The sequence below is a fragment of the Geothrix sp. PMB-07 genome (genome assembly GCF_030758935.1).
Lineage (GTDB): Bacteria > Acidobacteriota > Holophagae > Holophagales > Holophagaceae > Geothrix.
On record NZ_CP132333.1, the window covers coordinates 1,554,579 to 1,572,894 of the forward strand.

An 18,316-nucleotide genomic window follows, 5' to 3' on the forward strand; every position below is an offset into this window, starting at 1 on the left:
CTTGTTGAGGGACCATGGCACCGATCCCGGAAACCCATCGCATCTCGCTTGATCCGTCGGAACTCCAGTTCGATGTGATCCATGGCTACCTGACCCGGAGCTACTGGTCCCCGGGCATTTCCCGGGAGCTCGTGGAGCGGGCCGCCCGACATAGCCTCTGCGCGGGCGCCTTCGGGCCCCGGAGCGTCCAGGTGGGGTTCGCACGGCTGATCACCGACCACACCACCTTCGGCTACCTGGCCGATGTGTTTGTGCTGGAGGCGCACCGGGGCCTGGGTTTGGCCGAGGCCATGGTGCGAACACTCATGGATCTGCCAGAAGTTCAGGGCATGCGTCGCCTGATGCTCGCCACCCGCGATGCCCATGGCCTCTACCGGAAGCTGGGGTGGGAACCCGTGACCGATCCCGCGCCCCTCATGCAGATCCGCCGGGCCAACCTGTACCAGGCTCCACAGGAAGGGATGGAAGGCTAGAGTCCGTCCTCGAGCTCGAACTCCGGATCCGGGATGCTGAGGATTTCCGGGCCGTCGCGGGTGATGGCCACGTCGTGCTCGAACTGGGCCGAGAGCTTGCCGTCCTGGGTCCGTACGGTCCAGCCATCGGATTCCACCAGGCATCGGTGGCTGCCGATGTTCAGGATGGGTTCGATGGTGATGGTCATGCCCGGTTCCATGCGGAACCCGGTGCCCGGCCTCTGTTCGGCGAATACCACCTGGGGATCCTCGTGCAGATCCCGGCCCAGGCCGTGGCCGATGTACTCGCGCACCACGGAGTAGCCGCGTTCCTCGGCGAAGGATTGCACAGCGGTGGCCATGTCACCCAGGCGCAGCCCCGGGCGGCAGTGCTCGATGCCCACGAACATCGCCAGCTGAGCCGTCTGGATGAGCATGCGGGCTTCATCAGATATCTTGCCGACGCCCACCGTCAGGCAGGTGTCGCCATGGAAGCCATCGAGCTTGGCACCGCAGTCGATGGCGATGATATCGCCCTCTTGCAGCACGTACTTGGAGGGAATGCCGTGCACCACCTTGTCGTTCACGGAGGTGCAGAGGGTGCCGGGGAAACCATGGTAGCCCTTGAAACTGGGCGTGGCGCCATTCTGGCGGATGTAGGTTTCAGCGATCTTGTCGAGTTCCAGCAGGCTTACGCCCGGCCGCGCGGCCCGGGCGGCGATGCGCAGCGCGTTGGCCGCCAGGCGGCAGGATTCCCGCAGCTTGTCGATTTCCTTGCGGCTCTTGTATCGGATCTGTTCGCGAATCAGGACCGTGCCCCCCTCTTCCTCATTCTAGCGGGTAGAATGACGGCATGGCGCGACCTTTGATTTTCCTTCTGGCGACAATGACCCTGGCGGGATGCCTGGTGGATTGTGGCGGCGCGCCTTCGCGTCCCGCGTCCGTGTCGTCCGAGGCCCTGTGGGGCGGCGACGCGAAGAAGGGCGTGTTTCTCAAGGTCAATGGCCACCAGGGCACGCTCTGGCAACTGGAAGTCTGGAATCGCAAAGGGCAGCTTTTGGGAGCGGGCGGCTTCCGCCTGCGCGGCTTCGGCAAGGCCCGGATCATCCCCGACGAGATCATCGGATGGGAGAACGGCGCCCTGCACCTCAAGGACGGCACCTGGCTGGTGCCGGAACCCGCTGCTTCCCACTGATGCCCTACAGCCGCGACGAAAAAGACTGGCTGGAGCGGGAATGGGCTTTCCGGGCCTGGGGCCGGGCGGGGTTGCTGAGCACCGAGGACTACCGCCAGGTGCTGGCCTGGGAGGCCGGTGGTGTGCCCATGGATCTGGTGGTGGCGGCCCTCAACACCTTTTTTGATCGCCGCGAGAAGAAAGAGAAACCTCGCACCTTCGTGGCCCTCAAGCACATCGATCGCGATGTGGCCAAGGCCCTGAAGCTGCGCGAGTCGCTGTTGCGCGCGGGCCCAGAACTGGATGCGGGGAAGGGTTGGGAGCAGGTGAAGGCGCCCTTGCGGGAGGATCCCGCAGCGAAGGCGGCCTTTGAGGCCTGGCAGCGACTGCGGGCCTCGGCCCCCTCGCCAGAGGCCGCAGGCTACCTGGCTCATCACGATCAGGAACGCGAAGCCCGGGCGGCTTTGCTGGATCAGGCGGAAGCGGCTCTGGGCCCCGCGGCGGAACCCCTGCGGGCGGAGCTTCGCCAGCGCCTTCTGGCGGCGGACATGAAAGAAGGCGGTTTGGTGTGGAAGCGCGCGTGGAGCCACCATTGGGGCCGGTTGGTGGCTGCGGCGTGGGCGCTGCCCCTGGAGGGTGCATGAGCGTCGAGGCTCGCTGGCAGCAGGAACTGGAAACGCCTTCGGAGGGCTTCTTCGCGGCTTTCGCGGAACGGATCGCTGGCCCTGGCGGTCTGCGGGACGCCCTGCGGGAGGCCGTGAAGACGATCATTCCCCGCATCGACTGGGAGGCCTACCAGCCGCATGTGCCCCACGGTCTTCTGGGCCTGAGGGCGGTGCTGCGGTTACGCGAGTTCCTGGATGAGCGGAGCTTCCTACGCGCCATGGCCATTCAGCTGCACATGGCGGCTCACGAGGGGCGCCGCTCTGACCAGGCGGTGGCACAGGTGTTGGGGGCCAAGGGCAGTGGCCAATGGCGCAACCTCGAGGCTTTCATTGTCGCGCGGAAGCCAGGTCTGGCCTTTGCGGAAGCCCAGGGTTTCGACCTTCCCACGGCCGAGGATTTCCGGCGGCTGGCGCGCCTCTGCGACCTGGACATGGCCAACGTGGGCCACAAGGCGGTGCTTTGCGACGATCTCGCCGATCTCCACGAGCGCCTCGAACGGCCTCGGGCCACGGGCCGCCGCCTCTTCGGCCTGGCCGCCTGGCTGGCGGCCACCACCGAAGACACTTTCTGGGCGCGCCGCGCCGCCAAGCGGCTGGTGGGCTCTGAAACCATCGTCGCTTGGGGCGAGTCGACCCTCACGGAAGCGGCGTGCCAGGCCCAGGTGAGGGATATCTGCGATCAGGGGCTGGTGACGCTGCTGGACCGGTTCACGGACCTGCTGAAGCAGGGCCAGGGCGGCGCCGACACCCTGGCCACGCTGACCCTGGCTGCCGCCGAGAAGCAACTGGATGCGCGCCGCGACCTGGAAGGCAAGACCGCCTGGACCTTTGCCTACTTGGCCCACCTCGCACGCACCCGCCCGACGGATCCCCGCATCTGGTGCCAGGCAGCGGCGCTGGTGAATCTCTTCCCCACCGGGGAAACCGAGGAACGCCCTCAGCCTGCCAAGATCGCTGCGGCCAGCCCTGAGGCCTTGCGCGAGGCCGTGCTGGACATCGAACCGCTGATCGCCATGGGCCAGGCCCAGGGGCTGACGCGCGCCGATCAAACCCGGGCCGCTCTGGCCGCTCTGGCCGAGGCCGCCACGCGGAACGATCCCACCTTCAACCACGCCCATCAGGTGATCGCAGTGGCCGCCGCCGCGGACCTGCTGCCCCATCTGCCCGGCCAGGCCCAGGAGGCTCTGATGGTGGCCCTGGCCAAGAACCTCGCCAACAGTCAGGGCAGCGGGGATCTGGGGCGGCTCGCGGACAAACATCTGAAGGCCTGAGCATCCATCACCGGGCTGTGGAACAATCGCGCATCCGGAGATGACCATGGGCAAGAACAGGCTGGAAGCCTTCAGCGATGGGGTGCTGGCGATCATCCTCACCATCATGGTGCTGGAACTGAAGGTGCCGCATGGCGACTCCTTCGCGGCCCTGGCGACGCTGCTGCCCACCTTCGTGAGCTACGCGCTGAGTTTCATCTACATCGCCATCTACTGGAACAACCACCACCACCTGCTGCACGCCGTGAAGAAGGTGAACGGGCCCATCCTGTGGGCCAACACCCACCTGCTGTTCTGGCTGTCGCTGGTGCCCTTCGCCACGGCGTGGATGGGCGATAACCATTTCGCCGCGCGGCCCGTGGCGCTCTATGGCTTCATCCTGCTCATGGCCAGCCTGGCCTATTACGTCCTCAGTCAGTGCCTCATCCATGTCCAAGGGAAGGATTCGGTGCTTGGCTCCGCCGTGGGCGGCGACCTCAAGGGCAAGCTCTCCTCGGCGATCTACGCCACCGCGATCCTGGCCTCCTTCGCCAATCGCTGGGTGGGCTTCGGCCTCTACTGGGTGGTGGCCCTCATCTGGCTGGTGCCCGATCGGCGCATCGAGCGGGCCATGGGTGAGTAGACCATGGAGGCTGGATCCGCTTCCCATGTTCCGGAGGTGAGATGAGACCCGCTGACGCCACTCTTCGCAAAGTCCTGGCCGGTACCCTTTTCTTCCTGAAGGTTGCCTGTCTGTCCAGTTGTGGCGGCGGGAGCGGCAGCACGACGACGGCTTCACCGACGCCGACGCCGACGCCGGCGCCGGTCCCGGGTTCCTGTGCCCCTTCGCCCTCTGCATCGCTCGTCGTGAACGTCCGTGACGCGCCGTACGGCGCCATGGGCGATGGCGCCACCAACGATACGGATGCCATCCAGAAGGCCGTGAACGCGGTGGCCGGGACCGGAGGCACGGTTCAGATTCCCAGGGGTACCTACATGATCGACGCGGTGGCCACGAGCCCGGGTTACGGCATCCGCCTGGGGAACAACATGACCTTGCGCCTGGAACCTGGCGCGACCCTGAAGGCCCAAACCAACGCCTCTGCGGGTTACATCATGCTCCTGGCCAGCGGCGTCAGCCACGTGAACATCGTGGGGGGCGGCACCATCCAGGGCGACCTCGCCACCCACGCGGGCACGGCCGGAGAAGGAGGCTACTGCCTGCAGCTGAGCAATGGCGCATCGAACATCGTGGTGGCCGACATCACGGCGAGGGAGGGCTGGGGGGATGGCTTCTATGTGTCAGGCGCCAGCAACATCCTGTTCTGCAACGTGACGGCGGATCACAACCGACGCCAGGGCATGTCGATCGTGGACGGCAACCACCTGACGATCAAGAACTCGACTTTTACCCGGACGGTGGGTTACGCGGATACCAGCGGCGCCCTGGTGTGTGGCACGGGCCTCGACATCGAGCCCAATCCGGGCCAGACCGTGAGCGATGTGTTGATCAGCGGTTGCACCTTCTCGGACAACCTCGGCGGGGGCATCTCCTCCGGGCTTTCCCAGGCCAACGCGGGCGTGGCGTTCACGCACGACATCGTGATCGATGGGAACAAGGTCACGGGAAACGGTTCCACAAGCCGCCCCCGACCCGGCATTGAAATCAGCGGCCAGACCAGCCTTCAGCGGATCTCGAACAACCTCGTGGATGGCAACACCAGCATGGGGATCTACCTGCGGGGAGGGGCCACGGACATCCAGGTGACGGGCAACACTGTGAACAACACCCATGCCTCGCCAGGAACAACGGATGTGGTGTTCCGGGCGGGCTACGGCATCCTGGTCGCCTACCTGAAGGGGATCACGGTGACGGGGAATGTGGGCAGCGGCAACGACGGTTGTGGCGTCTGCGACCTCAACCCATCAGGAACGAACACCGTCAGCGGCAACGCAGTGTCGGGCAAGGGCAGCTGCCCCTAAAGGGGACCGCGTGCGGCCTACTGCAGCTCAATGGTGATGGCAGTGGCCATGGCCTTGGCGTTGCGCCGGGCTTCCTCCAGGTTTGCCGCCGCGGCGATGGCCACGGCCAGACGCCGGTGGCCCTTGCACTCGGGCTTTCCGAACAGCCGCACCTGGCTGTCCGGAAGGACCAGGGCCTGCTCCAGGCCGTGGAAGGCGGGAACCCCGTCGCCGTGCCCCAGCAGCGGCACGCTGGCGGCGGGCGAGAGCAGGCGCACGGGCGGGACCGGTAGGCCCAGGATGGCGCGAGCGTGCAGGGCGAATTCACTCATGTTCTGGCTGCCCAGGGTCACCAGGCCCGTGTCGTGGGGGCGCGGACTCACTTCGCTGAAGATGACCTCCTCGCCACGGATGAACAGCTCCACGCCGAAGATGCCGTGGCCGCCGAGGCCCTGCACCACCTGCTGGGCGATGGCCTGGGCCTTGAGCCAGGTGGCCTCGCTCATGGGCATGGGCTGCCAGCTCTCGCGGTAGTCGCCGTCGATCTGAATGTGTCCGATGGGCGGGCAGCACTGGATGCCGTTCACGGCGGACACGGTCAGGGTCGTGATCTCGTAGTCGAAGGCAACGAATCCCTCCACGATGCAGCGTCCGGCTCCGGTGCGGCCACCCTCCTGGGCAGTGGCCCAGGCCGCGTCGATCTGGGCCTCACTCTTGATGACACTCTGGCCTTTGCCGGAGCTGGACATGATGGGCTTCACCACGCAGGGCAGGCCCAGGGCCTGCACCGCCTCGCGCAATTCGGCCTCGGTGGAGACGAACCGGTAGGGAGACGTGGGCAATCCCAGCTCCTCTGCCGCGAAGCGCCGGATGCCCTCGCGGTTCATGGTGAGGTTGGCGGCTCGAGCGGAGGGGATCACGGTGTATCCCTCGGCCTCCAGCTTCAGCAGCTCCTGGGTGGCGATGGCCTCGATCTCAGGCACGATGAGGTGGGGTTTCTCCAGCGTGACGATCCGGCGAAGTTCAGCCGCATCCAACATGGAAAACACATGGCTGCGATGGGCCACCTGCATGGCGGGGGCGTTCGGGTAGCGGTCGCAGGCGATGACCTCGCAGCCCAGCCGCTGGAGCTCGATGGCCACTTCCTTGCCCAACTCGCCGGAGCCGAGGAGCAGGACGCGCGTGGCGGAGCTGGAGAGGGGCGTGCCGAGGGTGGTCATGGAAGTCCCGAAAGGCCCCATTCTGCCCTGGAATCCGCGGCTTGAGCCGGGCGCTCGCGCCCCGGTCAGCTCTTCGTCCTCCGGTAGTTCGGCATCACCTTGCCCTTGGCACACTCGAAGATGAGGCTGGTCTGGATGTGGGCCACTTCGGGGCGGGTGGTGAAGGCATCCAGGGCCAGGTCGCGCAGGTGGTGCGCGTCGCGCACGGCCACGTGCACTTGGAAATCGTGGGTGCCAGCCACGTGAAAGGCCGAGAGCACCTCGGGCAGGCCCATGACGTGTTTCCAGAAGGCCTTCACCTGGGCGCGGCTGTGCTGGCGCAGCTGCACGGCGATGAGGGCCTGAAGGCCCACGCCCAGGGCGTCGGGATCCACCTCGGCGTGGGCGCCTTTGATCACACCTTCCATTCGCAGGCGCTGCACGCGGGCCAGGCAGGAGGATGGGGCGAGACCCACGGCCGCCGCGAGTTCCTTGTTGGACAGCCGAGCATCCTTCTGTAAATGCTCGATCAGAACGAAATCAATTCGGTCGAGTTCCATATGAGGCATTGTTTCACGAAATCAATTCGGCTGATGACCGAATGTGTCGAACCTACATTGGGCCCAGGAGAACATCCATGACCCATCCGTCCGCTTCCCTGTCGCTGGAAACCCAGGCCGTTCACGCGGGCCGCGAGGTGCTGCACGAGCAGGGCATCCACGCCATGCCCATCGACCTCAGCAGCACCTATCCCGTGCAGGACCTGGACGAGGGCGGGCGCAGCCTGGAGGCCATGGCCATGGGTGGCCTGCCCATCGGCAGCCCCGTCTACTCGCGCCTCTACAACCCCACCGTCGCCCGCTACGAGCAGGCCCTGGCGCAGCTGGAGGGCGCCGAGGAGTGCGTGGCCTTTGGTTCGGGCATGGCCGCCGTCACCGCGGCCCTCATGGCCGCCAAGACCCGCGGCAACCACATCGTGGCCGTGCGCCCACTCTACGGCGGCACCGACCACCTGCTGGCCTCGGGCATGCTGGGCCTGGAAGTGACCTGGGCCGAAGCCGATGGCATCACGGCCGCGCTCCGCCCCGACACCGCCATGGTGATCGTGGAGACCCCCGCCAACCCGACGCTGGCACTGCTCGACTTGGATGACGTGATCCGCCAGGCCGGCAAGGTGCCCGTGCTGGTGGACAACACCTTTGCCACGCCGGTGCTCCAGAACCCCATTGCCCAGGGCGCCACCCTGGTCCTCCACAGCGCCACGAAGTTCCTCGGTGGCCACGGCGATGTGCTGGCGGGCCTGGTGGCCACCAACCACGAGTGGGCCGTGGAGCTGCGCAAGGTGCGCGTCATCACGGGCAACGTGCTGCATCCCCTGGCCGCCTACCTGCTGCACCGCAGCATGCCCACTCTGCCCATGCGCGTGCGCAGCCAGCAGGCGGGCGCCCAGATCCTGGCCGAGCGCCTGGCCAAGCACCCGGCCATCTCCGCCGTGCACTTCCCCGGCCTCCCCGGCCAGGACCCCAAGGGCCTGCTGGGCCGCCAGATGAAGGGCCCCGGCTCCCTCATGGCCTTCGAGGTGGTGGGTGGTTTCGAGGCGGCCTCGGTGGTCATGTCCGAAGTGAAGCTCATGACGCCCGCCGTGTCCCTGGGCAGTGTCGACACGCTCATCCAGCACCCGGCCGCGCTCACGCACCGCGTGGTGAACCCTGATGCCCGCGAGCACAGCGGCATCTCCCAGTCCCTGATGCGGCTCTCCGTGGGCCTCGAGAACCCCGAGGACCTCTGGGCCGATCTGGAACAGGCCCTGGTCAAGGCCATGGCCAAGGTCGCCGCCCACGTCTGACACTCCAAGTCATGAAAAAGGAGCAGGGCCGCTCTGGGAACGGGGCGGCCCTGGGCTTATGCTGGGGGCCCTTCCCCTGACATAAGGAGACCCCATGGCGGACAAACCCATGCCCACCGGCTTTGGCACCTTCTGCTGGAGTCAGCTGAACGCCAGTGATGCGGCAGCCTGCGAGCCCTTCTACCTCAGCCTCTTCGGCTGGTCTGCCGACCACAAGGACCTGGGCGGCCTGCCCATGACGCTGTTCAAGCGCGGCGCGGATGAGATGGGCACCCTGATGCAGATTCCCCCGATGGCCTCCGGGACGCCCCGCAGCCACTGGATGGGCTACGTGTGGGTGCAGGATCTGGACGCCACCTTCGCCCGGGCCAAGGAGCTGGGGGCCGCACCCTTCGTGCCGCCCACTACGGTTCCCGAGGCGGGGCGCTTCGCGGTCATCGGCGATCCCGGCGGCGCCGTGCTGGGGCTCTTCGAGGAGGCTCCGAGGCCGGGCCCCTCCCGGCCCATGCCCACCGGCCATGGCGCCTTCTGCTGGTACGAGCTCACCACCCGGGAGGTGGCGGCCTCCATCGCCTTCTATACCCAGCTCTTCGGTTGGACCACCCGCGAGTGGCCCATGGACTTCGGCATCTACACCCTGTTCCTGCGCGGCGAAGAGGCGGTGGCGGGCCTCATGCCCATGGCGGGGCCCGAGTGGGAGGGCATCCCCAACCACTGGATGCCCTATGTGGGCGTCAACGATGTGGACGAGCGCTTCGCGGCGGTGCCCGGGCTGGGCGGAACCGGGTGCGTGCCCCCGACCGACATCCCCGAGGTGGGCCGCTTCGCCGTCATTGCCGATCCCACGGGGGGCGTGATCTCCCTGATGAGGGGACTGGACTGAAGCCCGCTGCGGGCCTGCGTCTCGGAGGCCGACCCCGCTAGTCTGGAGGCATGTCCTTCGCGCCGCTTCCCCTGTCGTCCAAGGTCACGGTGCTCCGTGGCCTGGGCCCGGCGCGGGCGGCGGCGCTGCAGGAGGCGGGCATCGACAGCCTGCGCGACCTGCTGTGGAGCCTGCCGTACCGCTACGTGGACCGGGGCAGCCTGCGGCCCTTGGGCAGCCTGGAGATGCGGGGCTTCGAGGCGGATCCGGGCCTCGTCACGGTGCTGGGCACCATCCAGGACCTGCGTCAGAGCACCACCCACGTGCAGCGCATGGCGCTCACGGAAGTGCTGCTGGCGGACGAGACCGGCAGCCTGCGCCTCGTCTGGTTCAACCAGCCCTACCTGGGCCGCTCGCTCAAGGTGGGCGACCGCCTGCTGGTCTTCGGCAACCTCTTCCTGGGCCGGCACGGCCTGGAGATGCGGGGCCCCCAGTTCGAGCTCATGGAGCGCAGCGGCGATATCGGCTGGGTGAGTCGCTACCTGCCCCTCTACCGCCGGCTCGGCCCCCTCACTGGCCGGGTGCGGCAGAAGCTGGTGGTCGAGGCCCTGGGCCGGGCCCACCTGGGCGAGGACTGGCTGCCCCTGGACCTGTCGCAGGATCTGCCCGACACCCTGACGGCCCTGCGCCTGCTGCACGAGCCGCCGGACAGCAGCGAGGCCCAGGCGCTGGAGGAGGGCACCACACCGGCCCACCGACGGCTGGCCACCGAAGAACTCTTCGCCTTTTCCCTGGGCGTGGCCCTGCGCCGGGCCGGGCGCCTGAAGCGGCGGGGCCTGGTGGTGCCCACCTCGCCCGAGCTGCGGGAGCGGCTGCGGGCCTTCCTGCCCTTCCGGCTCACCGGGGCCCAGCGGCGCTCGTTCAAGGAGATCGTGGACGACCTCACCTCGGGCCGCGTGATGAACCGCCTCCTCCAGGGCGATGTGGGCAGCGGCAAGACGCTGGTGGCGCTGCTTTCGATGGCCATGGTGGCCGAGACCGGCGGGCAGGGCGCCCTGCTCGTGCCCACGGAAGTGCTGGCCCGCCAGCACGCTGCCAGCTTCCAGCGCTACCTCGGCGCGGATGCCGAGGCCATGCAGCTGCTGCTGGGCGGCATGCGGGCAGCCGAAAAGCGGGCCGCCCTGGCCCGCATCGCCAGCGGCGAGGCGCGCTACGTCATCGGCACCCACGCCCTCTTCCAGGAAGCCGTGGCCTTCCATCGGCTGCAGCTGGTGGTGGTGGACGAGCAGCACCGCTTCGGCGTGAAGCAGCGCGAGGCCCTGAAGGAGAAGGGCGGCGATCCCCACTGGCTGGTGATGAGCGCCACGCCCATCCCGCGCTCCCTGGCCCTGGCCGTGTTCGGCGACCTGGACCAGAGCGTGCTGGATGAGCTGCCGCCCGGCCGCCAGCCCATCACCAGCCGCCTGTTCAAACCCGACCTGGCCGAGCGGGCCTGGGAGCTGGTGCGCCGCGAACTGGCCGAGGGACGCCAGGCCTTCGTGGTGAGCCCCAGCATCGACCCCTCGGATGAGGGCAAGGTGCAGCTCCGCGACATCCAGGCCATGGAGGCCCTGCTGCGGGCCATCTTCCCCGACGAAGCGCTGGAAGTTGTCCACGGCCGCCTGAAGGCCGACGACATGGCGGCTCGCATGGCGCGCTTCGTCTCGGGCGAGGCGCGCATCCTGCTCGCCACGACCGTGATCGAGGTGGGCGTAGATGTGCCCAACGCCACCGTGATGGTGGTGGATCACGCCGAGCGCTTCGGCCTCAGCCAGCTGCACCAGCTGCGCGGCCGGGTCGGCCGCGGCGCCCACCGCAGCCACTTCCTGATGATCAGCGGCTCCGAGACCGAGCGGCTGCAAACGTTGGTGGAGACCCAGGATGGCTTCCGCATCGCCCAGCGGGATCTGGAACTGCGCGGCCCCGGGGAGTTTTTCGGCGTGCGGCAGGCAGGCCTGCCCCAGTTCCAGGTGGCCGACTTGGTGCGCGATCGCACCCTGCTCCTGCGCTGCCGCGAGGCCGCAGACCGGGCCGTGGCCCAGGGGCTAAGCGAGGCCCAGCGGGACTGGCTGAATCGGGAGCACGCACGCCTGAAGCTGGCGGAGATCAGCTGAGCGGATCCCCCTTCGCTCCGCTGGCAGGCGGTCGGGCGGGCCTCAGGAAGGTGGCGAGCAGGGTATCGCGCCGGGCCAGCCGATCCAGCTCCTGCGTGGCCTGGTCCCAGCGCGCGGCATCCCTTGCCAGCGTGGCTTGCAGCAAGTGCAGGGAGGCGAGAAGGCTGGCCCGGGTGCCGGGCCGCTCGAAGTCCAGATCCGGCCCTGGCGTCCAGACGGAGGCGGCAGTGGCCAGGGCCTGCTGGAGGCTTCGGGACGGCGCCACGGGGCGGGCCGTCTGGCTGAGCCAGCCCTGGGACGGCCAGAGCGGCGCCGCTGCCGTTTGAGCATGTCCGAGCTGGCATTCCACCCGGCGCAGCGCGACCTCGGCCTGCAGCAGGGGCGCCTGCGCCCGCCAAGCGGCCACGCCTTTGCCACTGGCGGCGCGAGCCAGGCCGCGGGCGAGGGCTGCGGCGCGGTCCAGGGACGCGACGGGTGAGTGCCCCTGGGCGTGATCCCACTGGGCCTGCAACAGTGCCACCTTGGCGGCGTAGACCTGGAGCTTGGCCCCACCGCCCAGGCGCTCCCCCTCCTGGAGGCTCCGCTCCAGATCCGACAGGGGTTCCCGGGGATCCTCCCGTCGGCGGAGGCGGTGCTCTGCCCGGGCCAGGAGGGCCCAGACGCGCAGGTCGAGGCGCCGGGCGGCGAAGGTGCTCGCGGCTTCGGTGCGGCGGCTGAGCGCCAGGATGGCCTCCAGGTCGGCTTCGGGATCGCGCCCCTCGCCCATGGCCTGCCAGGCCCGGTGGAGGTGGAACCAGGCGGCCATCTGCTCGAAGAACTGGTACTGGGGCTCCAGGTGCAGAGCCTCCTCCGTGGCCCGCTGGGCCTCGGCCTCGTCGCGGGGATCGGGGCGGCCCGCCTCCAAGCGGTACTGGTAGCGGCGGAGCTTGGCCTTGGTCAGCTTCTCCAGGGCGATGAGGCCGTGGTGGCTGCCCCTGGGCACCAGGCGCAGCAGGGCCTCGCTGGCGGCCACGCTTTCCTGGATGGCGGCTTCGGGATCCTGCCCGGCCTGCCACTGGTGGTCCACGGCCCGGGACAGCGTGGCCGCCAGCAGCACCCAGCCGTAGTCATCATCCGGGTCGAAGCGGGTGGCGAGGCGCGCCTCTTCGATGGCCTGGCGGTTGTCCGTGGGGCCCTGGGCGCGGCGCCACAGCACGTAGGCCTGGCAGCAGTGGCCGCGGGCGCTTTCGGCGTCGAGCTCCAGCAGGCGGCGGGTGATCGCGGCGGTGTCCTCCAGCAGGTGGTCCACCTCCTGGTCGCGGTACACGCCCCGGTCGTTGTGGGAGAAGATGAGGCGGCAGGCCAGGCCCTCGAGGGCCCGGGGATCGCAGCGACCCACGGCGGCCGCGGCTTCATAGCTGGCCTGGATGGCGGCTTCTTCGGCTTCGCTGGCGGGCCAGTCCTTGGCCTCGATGGCCTCGACGTAGCGCTGCTGGTGGATGGCCCCGGCCAGCAGGCTGGCCTCGTAGGCCGCCGGGGACTGACGCAGGGCGAGTTCCGCCTGGCGCAGGGCGCCCTCCGCGTTTCCCTGCAGCCACAGGATGAGGGCCTCGATGTGGGCGGGGGCGGGGCTCGCGCCCTTGCCCGCCTGCAGGTGCGCGAAGGCGGGATCGCGCAGCTCCCGGTGGAGCTTTTCCCGCTCGAGGGTGCGGGTGGCGGGATCCTTGAGCTGGGCCACCACCCGGAGGCGCCGCTGGTAGAGCTCCGCCTGCACGAGGCCCAGGGAGAGTGCCGACTCGGCCGTGCGATGCCCCAGGGCCCAGGCCCGCTCCAGATTCTGGCGCGCCGCGCCCCACTCCCCCAGGGCCATGTGGCCGCGGCCCAGGGCATGGTAGGCGGGGCCCGTGGAGGCCTCCGGCAGCTGCGCGGTGAGGGCCTGCACTTCCGCCATGCGCGCCCGTACCTGGGCCTTGTCCGGGGCCAGGGAGTGGGCGGGCAGGAGGTAGGCCAAGCGCATGCGGGTTTCCACTTCCCGGGACACCGCGCCCATCTGGGCCGCCACCCGGGAGGTGCGCTCCAGTGCCATGCGGTTGCGGGCGATGAGGCCTGCCAGGGTGAGCAGCAGCAGCAGCACGGCGCCCAGGCTGGCCGTCAGCAGCGGGTGGCGGCGGGCCCGGCGCACCCACTTGGCCAGCCAGGTGCCGCGCTTGGCCGCGATGGGCTCGCCCTCCAGGAACCGGCCCAGGTCCTCGGCCAGGGCCTTGGCGGTGTCGTAGCGCCGGGCCGGGTTCCGTTCGAGGCAGGTGAGCAGGATGGTGTCCAGGTCCCGGGGCAGGGCGGGGTCCAAACTGCGGGGTGCCACCGCTTCCCCATCGGACAAGCGCCGCAGGGTGTCCATGGGGTTCTGCCCCTCGAAAGGGGGACGTCCGAGCAGCAGCTCGTAGAGCGTGGCCCCTAGGCTGAACACATCCGACCGCCGGTCCACCCGGGCCGATTCGCCTTCGGCCTGCTCGGGCGACATGTAGGCCGGGGTGCCCATGGGCATGCCCGTCAGGGTGAGGTCCGGGCCCTCCACATCCCGCACCAGCCCGAAGTCCAGGACCACGGGTTGCAGGGCGCCGTCGGCATCGCGGGTCACCATGATGTTCGCGGGCTTCAGGTCACGATGCACCAGGCCCAGCCGGTGGGCGGCATGGATGGCTTCGGCCACGGTCCGGATCAGGCCGATCTTCTCCCGCTGGCCGAGCCGGGCGGAAGCCTCCTGCAGCGTCTCGCCTTCGACGCGCTGCATGGCGATGAAGGGCAGGCCCTCGTGCTCGCCCACCTCGTAGATGCGGCAGATGTGGGGGTGCTCCACCCGGGCCAGGGCCTGGGCCTCCAGCAGGAGCCGCACCATGGCGTCATGGCTGCCGTGCTGCACCAGCTTCAGCGCGACCACCCTCCCCAGGGTGGCGTCGAGGGCCTGGTAGACCCTTCCCATGCCGCCTTCACCCAGACTGGCCTGCACCAGGTATTTGCCGATACGGCGGCCCTCCATCCCTGGTGGGGGGGATCATCGAAGCAGGAAGAGGGCTGCGGGTCGGGGGCCATGGGGGATGCTCCAGGTTAACCTTCCCGCGGCATCCCCCGTCGCGAAGAAGGGCCAGTTTGGTATCGTCAGGGCCATGGTCACCCGCGGTCCCTACGATTCCAGCAACGCCTCCGACTTCGACCCCCGGTCCCTGGGCGACCGCATCAAGAAGCTGCGCTGGCACCGCGGCTGGACCCAGAGCGACCTGAGCCAGGCCGTGAACACGGACCAAGCCATCATCTCCAACTGGGAGCGGGACAAGGCCAAGCCCTCGGGCGCCGCGCTGGCGGCCCTGGCCCAGGTGTTCGGGCTTTCCCCCACGGCCCTGGAGACGGGCGAGGGCTTCCACCTTCCCGATCCGCCTGTGGAGCGGGGGAAACGCGGGGGCCTGAACCTGGACCTGCCGGCTCCGGGGCAACACCCCATCACGCTGGTGGATGCTCCCAGCGGACAGGGACGGGGCCTGGAGTTCCAGGAGGCCCTGGCCCACCTGCTCAAGGCCACCCAGGCGGGTCGCCGCGTATGGTTGGTGGTGGAGTAGCTCCATATTTCAAAATATGTAATTGACATTTTTTGAACCGAGCTCATCCTTGGGGTGAGCTTCACCGGTTTCTGCCCATTCCCGTTCTTCCCGTGCCCTGCTTTCAAGGAGCCTTCCATGACGTGTGCCTTCGCACGCCCGCTGCTGGCGGGCCTGATCCTCCTCGCCCCCCTGGCTGCCGACGAGGCGTCAGCGCCCCCCAAGGCGGTGTTCACGGATTCCACCCCGGCGCCCCTGGGCACCACCCGGCGCGTGGCCATTTCGCAGCTCGTGGTGTCCTTCCAGGCCTCGGTGGGCAAGACCATCGGCACCGGCGGCCTGGGGAAGGACCTGGCGAAGTACGGCCTCGGCGGCCTGCTGCGCCACGACAAGACCACGGAGACGGGCTACCTGCAGATGGACCTGGATCCCGAGTTGACCCATCGGCTGGCGAACACCCTCTACAGCCGCCTGCAGGCGGAACTGGCCGCCGCCGGTTTCGAGGTGGTGCCCGAGGCCGAGGTGGTGGGCCAGGAGGCCTACAAGGCGCTGCTCAAGGAGGCGGGCTATGCCAACAGTGCCCGCTTCTACAACGGGGACGGCGACACCCTGCTGGTGGCTCCGGACAGCCTGCCGCCCTACATGCCCTATGCGAAAGAGCTGGGCGAGTACTTCAACAGCGGCGAGCCAAAGACCTACCGTCCCGGCTGGATCAAGAAGATTCCCTTCGCCGGGGGCAGCAGCACGCCGGGTGGCCCCAAATTCTCGCTGGCGGGCTCGGTCTATGGCGTGCCTGACCTGGAGGTGAAGCTGGCCAAGGCCCTGAAGGCCCATGTGCTCAAGGCCCACCTGGTGGTGACGATCGGCGACCTCGATCTGAAGGCCACCCACGACTACAGCAACCTGCTCTATACCGACAAGGGCGCCACCACCATCACCTCGGGCAGCGCCGTCGCGGTGCTGGGTCTGAAGGCCTGGCAGACGCGCCTCGCCTTCCGCACGCCCGAGGGCAGGGGGCAGTCCGCTGCCAAGCAGGGCAAGGTGGTGGCCGCCAAGGATGGCGATGTGGTGGTGACCCTGGATCAGCCCCTCCGTGGGTTGGGCGACCACCTGTCGGTGAAGAGCACCAAGGAACTGGTGGGCGAGGTGGTCATCGCCGAACCCGACCTCTTCGCGACCCGCGCGCTGGACCTGCTCGATGGGGCGCAGAAGAAGCTGGTGGACCTCGTCAAGCGCTGACACTCATCCCCTCATCCGGAGAAACCATGAAGACCCATCACGCCCTGTTCGTGTTGCCCGCCCTCTGCCTGACGGCCCAGGCGCCAGATCCGGCCGCCAAGATCGATGGCAGCACGCCCCTCGAGACCCTCACCGCGCTGGCCACCGCGGGTCGCGCCGATGCGCAGTTCGTGTTGGGGCTGCGCCACCACGAGGGCGCAGGCATGCCCGTGAACGAGGCGGAAGCGGCCAGCTGGTGGCGCAAGGGCGCCGAGCAGAAACACTCCGCCTGCCAGTACAACCTGGGCGTGCTGATCCTGAACGGGCGGGGCGTGGCGAAGGATGAGAAGGCGGGCGTGGCCCTGGTGCGCGCCGCCGCGGAGCAGGCCTACCACCCGGCGGAGAAATCCCTGGGCCAACTCTACGAGTTCGGCGACGGGGGCCTCGGCAAGGATCTGGTGGAGGCGGTGCGCTGGTACCGCAAGGCCGCCGAGGGGGGCGATGCGGATGCGCAGTACCGCGTGGGCTGGGCCTACCAGCAGGGGAAGGGCGGGCTGCCCAAGGATGCCTCCGAAGCGGTGGTCTGGTTCCGCCGCTCGGCCCAGCAGGGCTTTCCCACCGCGCTGCTGAACCTGGGGCTGCACCATGAGGAGGGCCTGGGCACGGCGAAGAACGCCTCCATGGCCTTCGACTGCTTCAGCAAGGCCGCTGAAAAGGGGCTGGCCTCGGCCCAGCAGAAGGTGGGCTACTGCTACGCCACCGGCACGGGGACGTCCCAGGACCTGGTGCGCGCCGAATACTGGTGGAAGAAGGCGGCGGCCCAGGGAGACCAGGTGTCCCGCAACAACCTGGAACAGCTGAAGGCCATGAAGGCCGCCAAGGCGCGACGGTGAGGCGGCTGCTCCTGCTGAGCCTGGCGGCGGCGCTGCCCGTGGGCGCCCAGGTGCGCCAGACCTACTACAGCCACCTGGGCGAGCGCGGCTCCAAGATCTACTACGAGCAGCGACTCTCCGCCGAGCGGCAGCGCGAACGGGCCAACCAGCAGCAGGCCCTGGAGGATGCCCGGAGCCGGCATGGCCTCTCCGGGGCTTCGGCCGCGTCGGATCCCACCGCGCCCCTGGGCCTGCTGGCGGGCACCTTGAGTTCCCTGGCCCAGCGCTTCCAGGCCCGGGCGCCGGAACCCCAGCTCACGGTGGAGCAGAAGCTGGCGAAGGTCCGCGCCAAGGCGGAACAGGGCGACCTGGAAGCCCAGACGGCCCTGGCCTGGGTGTATGCGAATGGCTACCGCGACAAGAACGGCTTCCAGGTTCCCAAAGACGAAACCCAGGCCCGGCATTGGGTGCGCCGGGCCGCAGAGGGGGGCGATCCCGCCAGCCAGATCGACCTGGGCATCCAACTGCTGTTCGCCGAGGATGGGGCGGGAGATGCGGTGGCCGGCGCCGGCTGGATCCAGAAGGCCGCGGCGCGCGGTCACGCCGATGCCCAGTACCTGCTGAGCATCCTGCTGGAGGCGGGCAAGGGCCTGCCCAAGGATCCCATCAAGGCCGCGGCCCTGCTGCGGTCCGCCGCGGAACGGGGCAGCGCGGGGGCCCAGGAGGCGCTGGGAGAGCACTTCTATTTCGGGGAGGGCATGCCTCGCGACGACCGCCAGGCCCAAGCCTGGTTCACACAGGCCGCGAATCAGGGCCTGGCCCTGGCCCAGTACAACCTCGGGGCCATGCACCTCAAGGAGCGGGGCGGGGTGGAGGGCTGGGAGGCCTTCAAAGTGGCGATGGGCTGGTTCCAGAAGGCCGCGCGCCAGGGGCAGGTGGATGCCCAGTATTCGCTGGGCTTCATGCATGCGAGTGGGGTGGGCACGGAGCCGGATCTGAACGAAGCCGAGTTCTGGTACACCCAGGCCGCGGAGCAGGGCGATGCCCCCAGCCGCAAGGCGCTGCAGGACATCGTGAGGCTCCGAAACCGCTGA

At 68.9% G+C, this 18,316-nt stretch carries 17 protein-coding genes; 13 read left to right on the top strand and 4 right to left on the bottom strand.

Annotated features, from left to right (window positions below; all coding sequences use genetic code 11):
- The first annotated feature begins 14 nt into the window (after window positions 1–14).
- Entirely contained in the window at window positions 15–473 is a 459-nt protein-coding gene (locus Q9293_RS06875; RefSeq protein ID WP_306251358.1) for a GNAT family N-acetyltransferase, read from the top strand.
- Here Q9293_RS06875 and map read toward each other — a convergent pair.
- Complete coding sequence (map, locus tag Q9293_RS06880; RefSeq protein WP_306252425.1) at window positions 470–1,261, bottom strand: type I methionyl aminopeptidase; 792 nt, start codon at window positions 1,259–1,261, stop codon at window positions 470–472. The two genes, Q9293_RS06875 and map, sit on opposite strands and share 4 nt — an antisense overlap.
- A 44-nt stretch (window positions 1,262–1,305) precedes the next feature.
- Between map and Q9293_RS06885 the strand changes: the two genes are divergently transcribed.
- Genes Q9293_RS06885 through Q9293_RS06905 form a run of 5 tightly spaced genes read left to right on the top strand, consistent with a single transcriptional unit; the run spans window position 1,306 to window position 5,524 of the window.
- Window positions 1,306–1,647 (top strand): hypothetical protein, encoded by a 342-nt coding sequence (locus Q9293_RS06885; RefSeq protein WP_306251360.1) that lies wholly within the window; start codon window positions 1,306–1,308, stop codon window positions 1,645–1,647.
- A complete protein-coding gene (locus Q9293_RS06890) occupies window positions 1,647–2,270 on the top strand; it encodes a hypothetical protein (RefSeq protein ID WP_306251363.1) in 624 nt (207 codons plus the stop codon). The genes Q9293_RS06885 and Q9293_RS06890 overlap by 1 nt, the downstream gene beginning before the upstream one ends.
- Window positions 2,267–3,562, top strand: a complete 1,296-nt coding sequence (locus Q9293_RS06895) for a hypothetical protein (RefSeq protein WP_306251365.1) — start codon at window positions 2,267–2,269, stop codon at window positions 3,560–3,562. The genes Q9293_RS06890 and Q9293_RS06895 overlap by 4 nt, the downstream gene beginning before the upstream one ends.
- 46 nt (window positions 3,563–3,608) lie before the next feature.
- Window positions 3,609–4,184, top strand: a complete 576-nt coding sequence (locus Q9293_RS06900) for a TMEM175 family protein (protein WP_306251367.1) — start codon at window positions 3,609–3,611, stop codon at window positions 4,182–4,184.
- A 41-nt stretch (window positions 4,185–4,225) separates the two neighbouring features.
- Window positions 4,226–5,524, top strand: a complete 1,299-nt coding sequence (locus Q9293_RS06905) for a right-handed parallel beta-helix repeat-containing protein (protein WP_306251369.1) — start codon at window positions 4,226–4,228, stop codon at window positions 5,522–5,524.
- A 17-nt stretch (window positions 5,525–5,541) separates the two neighbouring features.
- Here the strand turns inward: Q9293_RS06905 and purT are convergent, their stop codons facing one another.
- Together purT and Q9293_RS06915 are read right to left on the bottom strand one after the other, a co-directional pair.
- The gene (purT, locus tag Q9293_RS06910; RefSeq protein WP_306251371.1) at window positions 5,542–6,723 is read right to left on the bottom strand and encodes a formate-dependent phosphoribosylglycinamide formyltransferase; all 1,182 of its coding nucleotides are present in this window, start codon (window positions 6,721–6,723) and stop codon (window positions 5,542–5,544) included.
- Window positions 6,724–6,788: 65 nt separating this feature from the next.
- Window positions 6,789–7,262 carry an Lrp/AsnC family transcriptional regulator gene (locus Q9293_RS06915; RefSeq protein WP_306251373.1) on the bottom strand — a complete coding sequence of 158 codons (474 nt, stop codon included), beginning with the start codon at window positions 7,260–7,262 and terminating at the stop codon, window positions 6,789–6,791.
- Between the two features lie 77 nt (window positions 7,263–7,339).
- Here Q9293_RS06915 and Q9293_RS06920 point away from each other — a divergent pair, with 77 nt between their 5' ends.
- The 3 genes from Q9293_RS06920 to recG all read left to right on the top strand — a co-directional run bounded on the left by Q9293_RS06920 (window position 7,340) and on the right by recG (window position 11,563).
- On the top strand, window positions 7,340–8,548 hold the full coding sequence (locus tag Q9293_RS06920) for a PLP-dependent aspartate aminotransferase family protein (protein WP_306251375.1): 1,209 nt from the start codon (window positions 7,340–7,342) through the stop codon (window positions 8,546–8,548).
- A 94-nt stretch (window positions 8,549–8,642) separates the two neighbouring features.
- Window positions 8,643–9,431 (top strand): VOC family protein, encoded by a 789-nt coding sequence (locus Q9293_RS06925; protein ID WP_306251377.1) that lies wholly within the window; start codon window positions 8,643–8,645, stop codon window positions 9,429–9,431.
- Window positions 9,432–9,481: 50 nt separating this feature from the next.
- Window positions 9,482–11,563, top strand: coding sequence for an ATP-dependent DNA helicase RecG (recG, locus tag Q9293_RS06930; protein WP_306251379.1), 2,082 nt, complete (start codon window positions 9,482–9,484; stop codon window positions 11,561–11,563).
- Here recG and Q9293_RS06935 read toward each other — a convergent pair.
- Window positions 11,556–14,579, bottom strand: coding sequence for a serine/threonine-protein kinase (locus Q9293_RS06935; protein WP_306251382.1), 3,024 nt, complete (start codon window positions 14,577–14,579; stop codon window positions 11,556–11,558). The two genes, recG and Q9293_RS06935, sit on opposite strands and share 8 nt — an antisense overlap.
- A 58-nt stretch (window positions 14,580–14,637) precedes the next feature.
- On the opposite strand from Q9293_RS06935, the gene Q9293_RS06940 reads away from it, so the two are divergent.
- From Q9293_RS06940 to Q9293_RS06955, 4 genes are all read left to right on the top strand, one after another.
- Window positions 14,638–15,153 (top strand): helix-turn-helix domain-containing protein, encoded by a 516-nt coding sequence (locus Q9293_RS06940; protein ID WP_306251384.1) that lies wholly within the window; start codon window positions 14,638–14,640, stop codon window positions 15,151–15,153.
- Between the two features lie 117 nt (window positions 15,154–15,270).
- A complete protein-coding gene (locus tag Q9293_RS06945; RefSeq protein ID WP_306251385.1) occupies window positions 15,271–16,371 on the top strand; it encodes a hypothetical protein in 1,101 nt (366 codons plus the stop codon).
- A 26-nt stretch (window positions 16,372–16,397) separates the two neighbouring features.
- A complete protein-coding gene (locus Q9293_RS06950) occupies window positions 16,398–17,243 on the top strand; it encodes a tetratricopeptide repeat protein (protein WP_306251387.1) in 846 nt (281 codons plus the stop codon).
- On the top strand, window positions 17,240–18,316 hold the full coding sequence (locus Q9293_RS06955) for a tetratricopeptide repeat protein (RefSeq protein WP_306251389.1): 1,077 nt from the start codon (window positions 17,240–17,242) through the stop codon (window positions 18,314–18,316). Before Q9293_RS06950 ends, Q9293_RS06955 begins: the two co-directional genes overlap by 4 nt.